General features: G+C 46.7%; 10 protein-coding genes and 1 pseudogene. 3 read left to right on the top strand and 8 right to left on the bottom strand.

Annotation, left to right across the window (positions count from 1 at the left end; translation table 11 throughout):
* The first annotated feature begins 615 nt into the window (after nt 1-615).
* Genes RIG27_RS00790 through RIG27_RS00780 form a run of 3 tightly spaced genes read left to right on the top strand, consistent with a single transcriptional unit; the run spans nt 616 to nt 6,839 of the window.
* Nucleotides 616-5,400, top strand: coding sequence for a hypothetical protein (locus tag RIG27_RS00790; RefSeq protein WP_446341541.1), 4,785 nt, complete (start codon nt 616-618; stop codon nt 5,398-5,400).
* Nucleotides 5,400-6,038, top strand: coding sequence for a HEAT repeat domain-containing protein (locus tag RIG27_RS00785; protein ID WP_446341539.1), 639 nt, complete (start codon nt 5,400-5,402; stop codon nt 6,036-6,038). The genes RIG27_RS00790 and RIG27_RS00785 overlap by 1 nt, the downstream gene beginning before the upstream one ends.
* A gap of 42 nt (nt 6,039-6,080) precedes the next feature.
* The gene (locus RIG27_RS00780; protein ID WP_446341537.1) at nt 6,081-6,839 is read left to right on the top strand and encodes a YbjN domain-containing protein; all 759 of its coding nucleotides are present in this window, start codon (nt 6,081-6,083) and stop codon (nt 6,837-6,839) included.
* Between the two features lie 194 nt (nt 6,840-7,033).
* On the opposite strand, the gene RIG27_RS00775 is transcribed toward RIG27_RS00780, so the two are convergent.
* The 8 genes and pseudogenes from RIG27_RS00775 to RIG27_RS00740 form a co-directional block, all read right to left on the bottom strand.
* Nucleotides 7,034-10,186 carry a transglutaminase family protein gene (locus RIG27_RS00775; protein ID WP_446341535.1) on the bottom strand — a complete coding sequence of 1,051 codons (3,153 nt, stop codon included), beginning with the start codon at nt 10,184-10,186 and terminating at the stop codon, nt 7,034-7,036.
* A gap of 319 nt (nt 10,187-10,505) precedes the next feature.
* Complete coding sequence (locus tag RIG27_RS00770; protein WP_446341533.1) at nt 10,506-11,072, bottom strand: zinc-ribbon domain-containing protein; 567 nt, start codon at nt 11,070-11,072, stop codon at nt 10,506-10,508.
* A gap of 205 nt (nt 11,073-11,277) precedes the next feature.
* The gene (locus tag RIG27_RS00765) at nt 11,278-11,499 is read right to left on the bottom strand and encodes a hypothetical protein (RefSeq protein ID WP_446341531.1); all 222 of its coding nucleotides are present in this window, start codon (nt 11,497-11,499) and stop codon (nt 11,278-11,280) included.
* 269 nt (nt 11,500-11,768) lie between these two features.
* Nucleotides 11,769-12,023 carry a hypothetical protein gene (locus RIG27_RS00760; protein ID WP_446341529.1) on the bottom strand — a complete coding sequence of 85 codons (255 nt, stop codon included), beginning with the start codon at nt 12,021-12,023 and terminating at the stop codon, nt 11,769-11,771.
* A gap of 492 nt (nt 12,024-12,515) precedes the next feature.
* Nucleotides 12,516-12,635: a hypothetical protein gene (locus RIG27_RS00755; RefSeq protein ID WP_446341527.1), complete on the bottom strand. Its 120-nt coding sequence runs from the start codon at nt 12,633-12,635 to the stop codon at nt 12,516-12,518.
* Nucleotides 12,632-12,871 carry a hypothetical protein gene (locus RIG27_RS00750; protein WP_446341525.1) on the bottom strand — a complete coding sequence of 80 codons (240 nt, stop codon included), beginning with the start codon at nt 12,869-12,871 and terminating at the stop codon, nt 12,632-12,634. The genes RIG27_RS00755 and RIG27_RS00750 overlap by 4 nt, the downstream gene beginning before the upstream one ends.
* Nucleotides 12,872-12,878: 7 nt before the next feature.
* On the bottom strand, nt 12,879-14,444 hold the full coding sequence (locus RIG27_RS00745; RefSeq protein WP_446341523.1) for a serine hydrolase: 1,566 nt from the start codon (nt 14,442-14,444) through the stop codon (nt 12,879-12,881).
* 129 nt (nt 14,445-14,573) lie between these two features.
* A pseudogene (locus tag RIG27_RS00740) lies at nt 14,574-14,822 on the bottom strand (RNA methyltransferase); the annotation flags it as partial.
* Nucleotides 14,823-14,906: the final 84 nt, after the last annotated feature.

The following is a 14,906-nucleotide window of genomic DNA, read 5'->3' as shown; positions in this document are numbered from 1 at the left end:
AACTACAGTTTCTCTGGCGATAAGCAAGAAGTGGGCTCTTGCGTATTCCCCACTATAAAACGCCGGAAGCGTCGTTCTGAAACGGAACCCCAAAGGAAGCCTACAACCGTACCCGTAGGGTCGGTGTAGGAGGACGTCACGTAGGGGTACGGCAATGCCGTGCCTCTATTTTTTTGGCTACCATACATAGGGTCTGCTGAATAAACTCTTTTTAAGCTGTCATGCATTTAAATTGCGTATTAGTAGCGAGCAAGATGCAAAGCCTGCGGCATGGCTTCGCTTAACGCACTACAAGGATTTCGTCATTGTTGACATTAAGGTTTGAATGCCGAACAGCTTAGCTTTATCGGCGAGAAGCCTCAAAACAATTAATTTTAATTGATAAAAGTTAACTACTCTCAAACAGCTTCCAACATTTTTTTTATTAAAACATAGCATAATAGTCCGCTTCGTAACAACATCTAACGTTTCTATCGTAGTAGAGACGTTGCATGCAATGTCTCTACAATCTGGACATAACTTGCCTTCAACATGTTACATTGAATTTGATTCAACAAGCAGAAAAAATGCTAAGCTAAAAGCGCCAAAGTTAGAAGAACTGATACCAGGTGGGCAATGAGTAGCCGACGGCAGGCTCGCAAAAGAGCATCCTTGGAGCCTAAAACCACTCCAGTCAATCCGTTGCGAACCCGGGGGTTCGGCAAAGGCATCCAGGCAAGAAATGCCCAGCTACCTCATGGCAATCCGTTACAGACACGTCCCTTTGGCGCTCAGAAGCCAGGGTTATCCCAAAATCAGGAAACCCAATCTCTTCAAGAACAACAAGAACAAAAGGAAGGGGCAGAGCAATTTGGTTATAATGCGGCGAATATCCCAGCTTATGCACCGGAAAGATCCCAGTTACCGATTCAGACGAAAGTAGGGCAGTTTGGCGGGTGGAATCCATCACCGATTCAGAGAGTCGATCCGGTAAAGAATCGGTTGAATTTGTGGCGGGATCAGCAACTCGGTCAAGGGAAGACAGAAGAACCTGAAGATGTTTCTCAGACATTTAAACCCAGTGAAGCGGATCAATCAATAGAACCTGGTGATACTGCCGAAGCCAAGGGGGTTCCCTCGATTTCCAACAAAAGCCTGCTACCAGATGCTGGGAGAGTTCCTCATCCTCAACCCTCTGCAGCGAAGGAAGCTGGTGCAGATTTAGCCGTTTCTGAGCAACCCTCAGACAAGTCACAACCAGAAGCGGTGGCTATGGAGACAAGAACCCTACCCTCAACAGAAGGTAATCCTGAGAGCGATCAGACGACACCAACCGAAGTCGCCACAGAAAGCCCAACCTCAGCACCCTCAACCAAAGCTGATACCCCAACTCCACAGCCTGGGGCAAATCCGCAAAAATCGGGACAAGAGGCTGCTCCGAAATCAGCCGTTCAACCTGATGCAGATTCAGTCCAATCTCCTGAGACGAAGACAAATATTGTTGCCGCTCCCGCAGCCGGAGGCGTTGGTGGAGCAGGCGCCGCCGGGGGAGCCAGTGCAGGTGGGGGTGACGTTGAAGCCGCAACGGTTGATGAAGAGGCTGAAGCCAATGCCATGGAGGAACGATTGGCTGAAGTGGCTCCAGAAACAGAGACCGAAAGTAACCAGCTCTCATCCGCTGAAAAAGACGTGGCTCTCGCCGCCCTAGCAGAAGAACCCGCTACAGGCAGTCTCCCGGCTGGAGGCGGTGGAGGCGGTGGTGCGATCGCGGAATCTGCACCTCCCCCAGCACCACCGAATGTTTCCCAAACTGATCCGGCGGCTGCCCTAGGTGCGGTGAGTGGCTTACCCCCAGCCCAATTAGTATCCGCGTTGGGGGGTGTTACAGCAGCCGTGTCTAATGACGTTGGCAAACAAAAATCTGAACTCGCTGCCAATCCGCCTACCGCTGATACCTTACCAGGAACTGGAAAATCGGCGGTAGTGAAAGCCAACTCAGGCGGCGACAAACCTAAACCCGTTGCCAAAAAAGCTGAGGGTCAAGAAAAACCCGTCCCCGAACCCAAACCCCTACCCCCAGAAAAAGCCCCGCCCCAGGTATCTGCACCAGCACCAGCTGTGCAGGGGAATGAGGAAGGCAAACTGTCAGATGCTGATATCAGCAACATGAAGGCATCAGTAACCCGATTGCCAGTTAGTGATCCAGGGGCGAATCAAATGTCCCCTGGACCTCCACCGAAACTGGCACTGGAGGGCAATGCTGATCCGCAAAAAGCTCAAGAACAGCGGGCTGAATTGGAAACGAGTTTAACACAAGCCCAAGCCAAAGGGCAGCAAGAACTGGCTAAACCCACGGGCGTAGAGAACATTGAACCAACGATACCGCAAAAGACCCTGAAAGCGCAGATTACTGGAGGCGCTGGTGGAGGAGCCGTAGGGGGTACTGCTGGGGCTGGGGCTGCCCTGGCAACTGGAGCCGGGGGAGATGGTATGGGAGATGCCGCGTCTATCTTCGCTCAACAAGAGAAAGGGGGCGAAATTCAAGCCGCTGCTGCTCAAGCGCAAAGTGATTTAGCCGCGAAGAAACAAGACCATGCCACTAAGGTGGCAGAGGAACAAGCCACTGCCCAGCAAGAGGTTGAACAACTCAAACAAGATAATATCGCCCAACAAGCCCAAGAGCGGACAAAGGCAAAGGGCGAAGTGGCTGAGTTACAAGGTCAATGGAGCAAAGAACAGGATGATTTAGTCAGCCAGTCGCGCCAAGAGGGCGACAAACTGGTGGGTGAAGGGCTGCAAGAGGTAGAGACGAAACAGGCAGAAGGGGATGCCGAAGCTGTCAAGGAAATCGAAAAGGGTGAAACAGAGGCAGAAGCCGAGCGTCAGAAGGGTGAAGCAAAGGCGGCTGAGGAGAAGCAGAAAGGGGAAGAAGAGTCAAGTGGGTTATTTGGTTGGTTAGCGAGTAAGGCAAAAGCCTTCTTTGACGGGATTAAGAAAGCGATTCAGAAAGCCTTTGAAGCGGCTCGTGCGGCGATGCGAAAAGCGATTGAAGCCGCTAAAAAGCTGGCAACGGCTGCGATTGAAAAGGCACGCCAAGGGATTGTGGCTGTCATCCGCCGGGTGGGAGATGCGTTGATTGCTTTAGGCGATACTCTTCTGGCAAAATGGCCCGGATTACGAGATAAATGGCGTAGCGCGATCGCGAAAAAAGTTCAGCAGACAGAAGATGCGGTTAACAAGCTAGCCGAAAACCTGAATCAGGGAATTCAGAAAGCTTTGGATGTTTTAGGTGGCGCCCTAGATGCCGCCCTAGGTTTGCTTGAGAAAGGGATGTTAGTTGTCGTCAGCGTCTACAAAGGCGTTGTCATGGGGGCGATTAAGTTGGGTGAAGGGATTGCCAAAGCCTTGGGCGCTTTTGCGGTGTTGGCGAAGGATATTGCCGCCAACCCTGGACAATGGATTAGTAATTTAGGGGCGGCAGTATCTGATGGTATCCGCAATCACCTCTGGAGTGCCTTCAAAGAACAGGTACAAACCTGGTTCAATCAAAAGTTAGAAGCCGTTCTCGGTTTAGGTGCAGCCGTTTGGAAGATCTTGACCCAAGGCGGTATCGCCATGGCAGAAGTGGGTAAGATGGCTTGGACGGCGGTTAAGCAGGCGTTACCGACGATTATTATTGGTGTTTTGCTGGAGCGCCTCGTCTCAATGATTGTGCCTGCGGCGGGTGCAGTATTGGCGATTATCCAGGGATTACAGGCTGCTTGGGGTACGGTTAGTCAGATTATACAAGCCTTTGGACGCTTCATCGAGTTCTTGAAGGCGATTAAGACAGGGGCAGCCGGTCCTCAGTTTGGGGCATTGTTGGCTTCAGCCGCGATCGTCTTGCTGGACTTTATTACTAATTTCATCATCGCCAAGATTGCCAAGGCAGCCCGGAAGGTAGCGGGTAAGCTGAAGGGCTTGGCGAAGAGTTTGATGAAGCGGTTTAAGGGTAAAGGGAAGAAAGGGAAGAAAGGGAAGAAGAGTAAGGATAACAAAAATAGGAAGAAAAAAGATGAGGATGATGAAGAAACACTTGCTCAGAAGAAAAAACGCCTTGATAAGGCAGTTACCTCAATGCGTCCTAAGTTACAAAAGCTATTAAAGAAAGGTGTCAGCAAGGGGAAACTGAATCGCACCCTAAAATCTCTAAAAAGACGTTATAAACTCACATCCCTTAGCTTACGTTCTGGTGGTGAAATTTACGCTCGAATTAATCCAGGAGAGCCTGTTATTGGCACCCGCAAACTCACTTATGAGAAGCTAAGTCGTTGGTTAGAAGGCATTTTGGCACAAGCTGAACAGGAATATTTGACAAAACATATCAGTGGGAACGCAGCGGCTCAGCAACGTATCCAAGATGCTGAAGACAAAATCCTAGCTGGAGAAAGAGCAGGATCATTAGATCGAGATGAACAGCGCGTCCTGTTAAGGAGAATACAAGAGAAGAAGAAAGCAGACAGAGATAATAGCTCACAGTCTGATAACAGTCCACACACCTTGAAAATGGAACAAAATGTAGATGTAGACATTAGTGATCCGAATAATCTGGGAACATATTTTGTCGAAAGTCCGCAACGAAAATATTATAAGCAAGAACTTTTAGCAAAGAGCGCATCACAGTATAGAGAACTCGCCAAAGATCCGTCTATAAAAGCACTGCTCGATGCTAATCAAGTCAGCAAAAATAGACTATTGAAGTATTATTTTGACAAGCATGTAATCATTTCTAATCCTAAATTTGTACAACTTGGAGCAGCTTATCCACAGCTTTTAGGTTCTCTAAAGCGTCTGTCTCAAGAATATGGTCTTTCACATGCTCAGATTGCTACCTTACTCAGGAAGCCCAATTCTAAGCAAATTTTAACTGAGCTAGGAAGCATCAGAAGCCAATTACCACTTGATCGCAAAGAACACTTTAGCTTCCTAGCAGAAAATATTTCGACAACTGCTTACCTTACACAAGTTTTGGAACCAGAGCGTAGACCAGGCAGTGGAATTGCTAGTGCTTTGGGCTTTTCTTACGTTGCTAGCGGACAAGGAGAACTTGACGATATTTTGGGCAGAGGAGGCAAGTTGGCTCCTATGACACCAAAAGGAGCAAGTAGTAATAACAAAGACTCTGAGCAAGCTAAAAAGGCAAACAAAGAGTGGCACAAACGTGTTGGAAGGATATTTAAACATCTTCAGGAAAATGCTAAACAACCTGATGTCATTGTACTACAAAGTGGTTATGATTTACATGAGTTGCAGAGTGCTTTCTCAACATGGTTAAACGCAAAAGTAGAATCGAAGCCACCTGAAGTTCTACAGCAAGCTGAACAACTACTTATAATAGAATTGAAAAGAATGTTGGCAAATTATTTCGGCAAAAAACACTGATGAATATTCAATATTTTGTACTAAAAAACCTCCCTGAACAACCTGTCACTGAAGAATTAATAGAAAAAATTGAAAATTCACTAACTCAATTGCATGCTAAGTCAGGATTATTTTTCGATTACCTGTGCTCAGAACAGCTAGATGATTCAGTTAAGCAGTTTTTCTGGATAGAGATTAAATCTGAAGAAGCTATAATAAAGCTTGTTGATGATGCATCTATACCTGTTGTTTACTTGATAGCTAAAGCCAAGTATAAACAAGATATTGAATTAATCGCTTCTTGTCTTAATCAGTATATTTCAATATATTCTCTTGAACAGCTAAAACATAAAGCTATCAAAGAAATGGATATCAATCCAGCCAGTCTTTTATTATTGGCACTAGGAGTTAGTGTCGAATTTGATCCAGTCTCTAGTCAAATATTCTCTGATGCTCTCAAATCTAGAAATTCAGCTACTCGATATGCTGCGGCTGAGGCTGTAGGACTCTTACAATGGTCTGAGCTAATTACAGAGTTAAGGCACGTTGCCGCATCAGATACAAACGCAGACGTAAGAGAAATAGCTTCCATCTCTTTAGAAGCATGTGAGTCTTTCCCAAAAGTCGCAATTGATATTGATACAAAAGGTAGAAACTAAAAATATTTCCATCTTTTCAACGGGTAACCGTAAAACTTTATTATGCAAAATCCTCCCTCAGAAGAAGAACTCCAACAAACCCTTCGCAACTACCTCGAAAACTGGGCTAAGGAAAACCTGCCCGACTTTAGCGAACTCAGCGAAGATACCTCTGCTGAAACCCTGGAGGAAATTACCAAATCCCTTGAACAACTAGCAGATACTGAATTTGAAGCTATCACTCAAGACGCTACTGGCGAATTCATTGATGCTATTGAAGCGACTTTTCAAGAATGGGCAAAAACGGCTCGCGAGGAACTTCAGCCCGACGGTGCGGGGAACCAACTCATTTATAAAGCCATGCTCAACTTCTTTGAAGCTGATGATTGGCCCCTCGTTGAAGACGAGGATGAACCCATCCTATACATGAATTTCCAGGGTGAAAATGGTCAGTGGCTTTGCCTTGCTAAGGCGAGAGAAGCAGAAGACCAATGTGTATTTTACTCCTTATATCCTGAAGCTGTTCCCGAAGATCAACGCTCAACCCTTACCGAATTCCTCACCCGTGCCAACTATGGCATGATTCTCGGCAATTTTGAGCTCGATTTCGACGATGGTGAAATTCGCTATAAAACTAGCATAGATGTTGAGGGAGATAGGCTCACCCCTACCCTAGTGCAAAATCTCGTCTACACCAATGTCATGACAATGGATCAATACCTCCCCGGTATTCTGGCTATCCTAGAACAAAATCTAACAGCTAAAGATGCGCTTGATCTGGTTGAGAAACAACTCGAAACCAATGAACAACCATCGTCATAAGAACGATAATCAAGTGGTATGTTTGTAGTGAGGACTTTAGTCCTCTTCTCTGAGGAGCTTCTCTCGCCTACGACAAACAGGATTGTATCAAGTTATGTCGAATGCCACTGACTTAAAGCTGGTGGGCAATGCCCACCCTACGGTAGATCAAAGGTTTCGGCGATACAAAAATGCTTATTTCAGTGCCATTCAAGTTATGTCTCTTTCTTAAACAAATTCACCTGTCGCAAATCTAATGTCAACGGATATTCCGGACTCAATGATAAGGGTGGCATCGAAATTATTCCCGGTGTATGATCCTCGGAGATAAACCGTTCTAACATCCGTGACTCCGCTTCTCGGTAATTAACGGGAAATTTATCATAAATGATGCCATTGGGATGATTCACATAATAACGACAGCCACCAATTGACCGTTGAATCCAGGTATCTACAATGTCAAAGACTAATGGTGAATGAGAACTAATTGAAGGATGCAATAACGCCGCATATTCCTTGGCGCGGAAGCGTACCCCACCCACATAGTCTCCCGGTATTCCGGTAGACTTTAACTGCACCGGATACCCATTACAAGTAACCTGATAACGGGATGAAACATTATCTCGATTTGGCGAATGTCCCATCGCTCCCCGCAATCTTACCTGTATGCGTTCCATAGAAGAATCCACATAACGAGCGGTTCCACCCGTACCTGTTTCTTCTCCTAAAACGTGCCAGGGTTCGATCGCGTGCCGTAATTCTAACTCTACGCCCTCTCGGTTAATCTCGCCATAGCGCGGGAACCGGAACTCAAAAAACGGCTCAAACCACTCCAATTTAAACGGATATCCCGCCTCCTGCAACTCACGGATCACCTGCCGCAAATCCTCGCCGATGTAGTACGGTAACAGAAAGCGATCGTGCAACATCGTACCCCAGCGAATTAACTTCTGGGTATAGGGATGCTCCCAAAACCATGCCACCAGCGCCCGAATTAGCAGCATTTGCAGTAAACTCATTCTCCAATGAGGGGGCATAGCAAACGCCCGAAATTCTAATAATCCTAACTGATTGCGGTAATTTTCTACCGGATAAAGCTTATCAATACAGAAAGCGGTGCGGTGAGTATTCCCCGTTACATCAACTAAGAGATTGCGTAACAGTCGGTCTACTAATTCTGGCGCTACCTCCTTACCCGGTTGTAATGTTTGAAAGGCAATTTCTAACTCATACAAACTCTCATGTCGCGCCTCATCCACACGGGGCGATTGACTGGTGGGTCCGACAAATAGCCCTGCAAACAAATAGGATAAACTGGGATGATTTTGCCAATAACTAATCAAACTCCTGAGTAAATCCGGACGCCGCAATAAGGGACTCTCTAAGGGCGTTTTGCCGCCAATCGTAATATGAGCGCCGCCCCCCGTACTGACTCGTCGTCCATCTAAGGTATATTTTTCAGTTCCCAGACGACAAAGCCGTGCCTCTTCATACAGGATTGTGGTAATATCCACTAATTCTTGCCAATTTCCGGCTGGATGAATATTGACCTCAATTACACCTGGATCAGGGGTAATTTGAAACCCTTCAATTCCCCCATTACCGGGAGGGGTATACCCTTCAATTAATACTGGAGTTTTAACCTTTGCCGCCGTTTCTTCAATCGCGGTGATTAAATCTAAGAAACTTCGCGCCGAAGTCAAAGGAGGCAAAAAGATATGTAAAATTCCTTGCCTAGCTTCTACACTTAAACCAATCCGAATCGTATTATCAGGTGAGTCAATAAATTCCGGACTGGGTAGGGCTGGATTCGCCTCCAATGGGACGATTCCTTCTTGTACCAATTCCTCGGACCAATCGATGGAATTCAGGGGTAAACGGAACCCGGCGGGGGAGTCACCAACCAGAAGATTCAACGTCTCATCCGGGAATCGCCAATGACAGGTACTCCAATACAATTGCTCATCTTTTAATACAGGTAATATCGGTAAAACATACCCACCAATGTCTCCTTCATGTTCATAGGCGGGAATAATACAGTCAGGATTAACACCTAGATGCTTCGCTAATGCCTGAATAAATATCTCCCCCTGTTTTGCTTTATGCCCATAATCCTTCCCCTCTTCTGCATACCACTCTCGATTCCGCCAAATCGGAGTACCATCACTGCGCCAGTAGCATCCCAATGCCCATCGGGGTAAAATCTCACCCGGATACCATTTTCCTAACCCATAATGCAGTAATCCTCCTCCCTTAGAAAACCGGGCTTCTAAGCGTTTGAGTAACTGTCCAGCAATTTTGCGTTTTTCGTCACCGAGGGCGGCAATTTGCCATTGGGGAGATTCAAAATCGTCAATGGAGACATAAGTGGGTTCACCTCCCATGGTTAAGCCCACACCTGCACGGTGTAGCGTTTCGTCTACCGCTTTGCCTAAACTATCAATCTGTTGCCATTGGGCTTCCGTATAGGGTTGACTGGGGCTGGCGATGTTCTCATGACGCGACACCTTCACCGCAAATTCTAACTGAGACTGACAGGGTTCACTGGTTCCCCTCACCGGAGAAGCGGCTTCTGGGTTGGGAGTACAGACGAGAGGAATATGTCCTTCCGCCGCCAAGTACCCCGATGTGGGATCTAAACCAATCCAACCACCACCGGGAAGATAGACTTCTGCCCAAGCGTGAAAATCGGCACAATCGGCTTCGATGCCTGGGGGTCCATCGACAGGGGGATTGTCTTCTTTGAGTTGAATCAGATAGCCGGAAACAAATCGGGCGGCTAAACCATAATGCCGTAAGATTTGCACCAGTAACCAGGCGGTATCGCGACAGGAACCAACTTTTTGGGTCAGGGTTTCTGCACAGGATTGAATCCCGGTTTCTAAGCGTATGGTATGAGTAATATCTTGGGCAAGCTGTTGATTAATTGCCCCTAAAAATCCGGTAATATAGATGTCATTTTTTCGATTTTCTTCTACCCAATCAGATAAGAGTTTTCCTGATTCGCTGATGTCTAGGAAGGGACTCAGTTCTTTTTGGAGTTGGGGATCATAGTTAAAGGGATAGCGTTCAGCATACTGTTCAACTAAGAAATTGAAGGGATTAATCGGTTGCAGTTGGGCAATAATATCGACTTCAATCGCGAGAGTATCGGTAGGCTTGGGGAAATTCAACCGGGCGAGGCAGTTCCCGTAGGGGTCATTTTGCCAGGTTAAATTATGCTCTTGAGGCTGGATGGTTAGAGAATAACTTTGAATGGGTGTGCGACAGTGAGGGGATGGATGTAATCCTAGGGTGTGAGGACCAAGAATAATGGGGCGCTCAAAGTGATAAGCAAGTTGATGATTTAGGCTAACTTTAATGGGCATTGGTCATCCTTTTGTCATTCGTCATTTTTCATTCTTAGGGTGTGTAGGGGCGGGTTTAGAAATTGAATTTGGCTACCTACCACCAACTTACTTAATTGATAATTTAAGATAATGCCTAGTCGGTAAGCTGATTAGCCAAATTAGCAAAATTAGATTGATACGTTAAGGCGTAGGTTGGATTAGGGTCTGGAAGTTTAAACCAGAGTGTGTTGGGTTTCACTGCGTTCAACCCAACCTACGAAATGGCAAAATATGACTTTAACCCAACCTACAAATTTAAAATCTGTGGTGTGACAGCTTCGGCTGTCCACGATCAGATTTAATTGAGCTGATGTCCGCAACTTGAACAAAAGCGAGCGCTAGGCGTCAGGGATGAGCCGCATTGAGGGCAAAAGCTTTTGCTGCTTTGAGCCGGAGATGAAGATGACTTCGGTGATCCCATCCGCATCTCCATATTGCCCATCCGCATTTCCATGGGGTTCATGTTCATTTGCATGTCTCCCATATTCATCGGCTTCATCGGTTCCATGGGTTTCATTGGTTCCATGGGCTTCATCGGTTCCATTGAAGGCATGGATGAAGCGGGGGTGCTATCGACTTGCTGCACTTGCATTTGTTGGGAACTAGACGGAGTTCCACTGATTACGCTCATGCTGCTTCCTTGCACTTGGATAAAATGATCTCCTTGCGCTGTAGAAATCTTTAACACCACACCGTTAGGCGTGCGGAATATCTCCGGCGGTGATGTCCAGTTTCCTGTTTGAAACCCGTTACTGGCTTGTTGCTGCTGTCCTGGACTCCCACTGAGGGTGGTGACAACTGTCTGTGTTCCTTGATTATCGAGGTAAACTCTGTGGCCCGTGCCTATCTCGCATACGTAAGCCATAATAACCTCTCCCAAAAAATTCTCCTTATATCATTATTCAGGGAAAGGGCACCATTGATGAAATATCTTAACAATTGTGTTAGATCACATCCCATCAGTCAGTCAGCAGGGGTAAGGCTCGTCTTATGTCTTATGTCATTCGTCCTTTGTTGACTCCCTCAACTCCCCCAGGGGCCCTCCTCAGTGCGAATCTCCAAGCGGAACCTCACTTGCGTTTCTGGGAAACTACCCCATGTAATGCCACAGTCGAGGTGGTGCCTTCGGCGAAAATTGGCTTCTGGGTTCCCAGCATTTCCAGAATCATCTGGAAGTTCTTGGTATCTAAATCAGCGGTGCGTTCTTGTTCACCATCAGCATAAGTAAACCAAAAGTGACCTTTGTTTTCCAGAGATTTCCACAATGCCTGATAGCTGGTAATTCGTTTCATCCCACCTGCTTCATATCATGTCCGGTTGAATACTTACACGTTGGTACTGCCCAAGGCAGATGGCAGATGGCTCCAGGATTCCAAGATAAATGAGGGAATGAGGAAATGAGGGCGATAAGGGAGATAGGGAATCTCTCTTTAATGCTTGCACTTAATCGGGGCGGGTTTAGTGGCATCTGGGAGAGGTTAAAAATGATGGTTGTAAAACCCACCCCTACACAACACTCTCCTTTTTTTTACCTCCCCCATCTTGCCTATCTCTGTTCCAATTATGCCCATGCTCCAGTCTGGATATCATTGTCGGGCCAATGTACGGCAACAGCAGATGTGGAGTGATCGCCGAAAATCGGCTTATCTGTATCTAAGATATCGAGCATGATTCGGAAATTGTCTACATCTAAATCTTCCGTGCGTTCTCTATCGCCATCAAAATAGGTAAACCAAAAGTGACCTTTATTATCCAGGGGTCTCCACAGTGCCTGATAACTGGTAATCCGTCTCATTTGCATTTCATGTTTTTTCATATCTGGCTGACTTTGAGTGCTTTTACTTTCCATCGTTGACAGATGCCCCTGTTGCGTTTTAGTTCTAATTATGTACTTATGTTTCGATTTTACGCTAAAGCTGAGGAGGCGATTGAAATCGCGGCTAAACGAACAAAGTCCGCCTGCGCGGACTAAATTATAGCGGGGGTAGCTAACCCGGATTTGGTATCACTATGCCAAGGGCGCATCGCTATGCGCCCCTACCTGTCCGATTAATGTTGGTCAATCACGCCCCATACTTGCGTAATCGTCCCGCATGTGCCAACGCTAACCCGATCAACTGCACCCCAGGACGCAATCCTAACATCCCCCGCCCACAAGCATATTCATCAAATGGGGAAGGCATCGGTTTCCTTAAACGTTAGCAGTGGATGTTGTCGCGGATGTAGCGGATGTTCACCGGGAGTGTCCAACCTTAGTTTATTTTATCTGCGATCGCGTACCGTTTCCATCTCCTTTCTGATTCAATGTTTAAAGTCCATGGATATGGAAATTTTCCAAGATGACTTGAAACCCTTCCCATTCCGGTGACGCACACATTACACCCACCAGAACGGTTTCTGCTGCTGTTAAATACGCCAATCTGATCATCCTATAGTGTTATAGGGATACTCAAAAGCAATGCCTTCGTAATCAAAGACAAAATCAACGTATGATGTTGCTGATTCTAGTTCATCTAAGCTAACTACTTCTTTGCCAACACCTGTTAATATACTTGTGATTGAACTTAGCTCATCATCCGTTACCTCAAAAAATAAATATCCTCCCCCATAATTTTCCAATTCAAATCCAAACTCGGCATAATCATAAAAAAGGATGTAAGACATAAGAAAATTACAACATTGTCCCTTGCAAACCAATCAGTAATCCACTCACCATCATGGCAGGTGTGCTAATCGGCATGGAGTTGAGACTTGGTGTGACTGTTGGTTTATGGAAATAGTCATAAACGGTGCGGGAAAGATTGCGAATTAACTCCGAGGCGCTAGCATCATTGTGGGGACGTTTCACCAAGGTGACGATGAGATACCGTTTGCCTGTAGGCATATCCACAATACCCACATCTCCCAACACTGAACCAATATCCCCCGTTTTATGGGCAACTGTCGCCCCTGAACCCAATCCTTGAGGAATTAGGGAATTATTTACGGTACGCTGCATGATATCCAATAAACGATCGCGCGATCGCAGGCTCAATAATCCCCCTTGATTCACCTTATACAATAAGTTTGCCATGTCTCTGGCATTTGTGGTATTCGTTCCGTCTAAATCCGGTAAGGGGTTATTGATTGCCGTTGCAGTTAATCCCCAGGAGATGAACCGTTGATTCAGGGCTTGGATACCGCCGAGGCGATGAATAATCATATTGGTGGCGGTATTATCGCTAATCGTAATCATCTTGGTTGCCACTTCTAAGGCGCTATACTGCGTCCCAGGTTTTTGATATTGCATGTCCCCTGAACCTTTGGCGATCATTTCCGGTTCCATGGTTAGGGGTTCATCTAAGCGAATTTTACCCGCATCCACCTCTTGAAAAAATGCCACCAGAATCGGGACTTTAATCGTGCTAGCGGCGGGAAAGATAGAGTGACTTTCCCAGTCTAAATAGGCACCGGTATCCAAATCCACCACAAAAACACCCGGTTGCAATTTAGGATTTTTGGCGACTAAGGTTTGGACTTGGGCTTTCAGGGGGGAGATTTCTTGGCGCAATGGGAGTACTGGGGTAATGCTTTGATTCGTCGGGCTTTCTTGAGGGTTTTCTTCCGCCGCCTCACTCGATCGCATCGACATTTTGCTAGTGGGATCTAATACTGATAATAGAGTACCTGCGATCGCGCCAATGCCCACGCCGAGAATCAATAGGCGGATAACGTGAATCCATATACCCGTAGAGCGTTTGGGGGAACGCCGACTACGCCGGTATTTCCTCGTCTGGGCGGGTTGAGAACGAGAGGATTGACGCTTGGGTTTAACCTCTGGTGGAGTCGAGACAGTTGAACGCCGCTTTTGCCGACGTGAATTCTTTTCCTGACGTGGGTTCAAGGGTTGGGATAAGGGGGTTGCAGCCGGAGGGCGACTCATGGGACGATTTGGAGGCGTTTCTCTGATGGGTATCCCGTTAATCGTCCGCAGTTTAGGTAGCTTCAGATTGGGGTAAATCGAGGGTTCACTGGGATTCTGGGTAGAACGGTTGAGGGGTAAGGGTTGGGGGCGATTGGGTTGGGCAGAATTCGGTGGAACCGCCCGCAGACGGCGTGTTGAGGGGGCATGATTCTGTTCTAAGGGCAAGGTTTGTCGAAGGCGACGTTGACGAGACACCCGACGAGAACGATAGATTCGTCGTGATTCGGACTCGTTGCGATTGGGTTTATACGGATTGCCCCTAGACACTGCCACTGAAAATACCTCCAACACAACTCACGTCTAAATCCTTACTCATGAAACCGTCATCAAGATAGTCCTGACGATGTGAACCTGGCTATTGTCACAATTTATCGACTGAAAGTCTATATTTTAAGACAGCCTCTAGGATTCTGAATTATTTTGTTCTGATCTCGGCATAAATTGTACCGCCCATTCTGTCTGACGGAGAATACCTCTAAGCATGGAGACTTCCTCTGGAGTCAGCATAGCGCGGTAATACAGGCGTCTGAACTTTTCCATGCGGGATGTCGCGGTGTGAGGATGTAAATAGCCAATCTTTAATAATACAGCTTCTAAGTGTTGGAAGTAAGCCTCTATTGCATCTAAGGAGGCGGTGGTATGTAGAGACGTGGCCAGGGAACGCGGGAGGGGGTTTTGTTAAGGTCCCATGCACGACGGGGGGGGTGGGGTAGCGAGTTTTAAAAAATAAAAAAA

Source organism: Coleofasciculus sp. F4-SAH-05 (assembly GCF_040222985.1).
GTDB lineage: Bacteria > Cyanobacteriota > Cyanobacteriia > Cyanobacteriales > Coleofasciculaceae > Coleofasciculus > Coleofasciculus chthonoplastes.
This window is presented reverse-complemented; position numbering and strand designations above follow the sequence as displayed.

Bases quoted from the DNA above. Each gene is read 5' to 3' on its own strand.
- RIG27_RS00785 (WP_446341539.1), top strand. From the start codon at position 5,400: ATGAATATTCAATATTTTGTACTAAAAAACCTCCCTGAACAACCTGTC.
- RIG27_RS00750 (WP_446341525.1), bottom strand. From the start codon at position 12,871: ATGTCTTACATCCTTTTTTATGATTATGCCGAGTTTGGATTTGAATTG.
- RIG27_RS00770 (WP_446341533.1), bottom strand. From the start codon at position 11,072: ATGGCTTACGTATGCGAGATAGGCACGGGCCACAGAGTTTACCTCGAT.
- RIG27_RS00780 (WP_446341537.1), top strand. From the start codon at position 6,081: ATGCAAAATCCTCCCTCAGAAGAAGAACTCCAACAAACCCTTCGCAAC.
- RIG27_RS00790 (WP_446341541.1), top strand. From the start codon at position 616: ATGAGTAGCCGACGGCAGGCTCGCAAAAGAGCATCCTTGGAGCCTAAA.
- RIG27_RS00765 (WP_446341531.1), bottom strand. From the start codon at position 11,499: ATGAAACGAATTACCAGCTATCAGGCATTGTGGAAATCTCTGGAAAAC.
- RIG27_RS00760 (WP_446341529.1), bottom strand. From the start codon at position 12,023: ATGAAAAAACATGAAATGCAAATGAGACGGATTACCAGTTATCAGGCA.
- RIG27_RS00755 (WP_446341527.1), bottom strand. From the start codon at position 12,635: ATGATCAGATTGGCGTATTTAACAGCAGCAGAAACCGTTCTGGTGGGT.
- RIG27_RS00775 (WP_446341535.1), bottom strand. From the start codon at position 10,186: ATGCCCATTAAAGTTAGCCTAAATCATCAACTTGCTTATCACTTTGAG.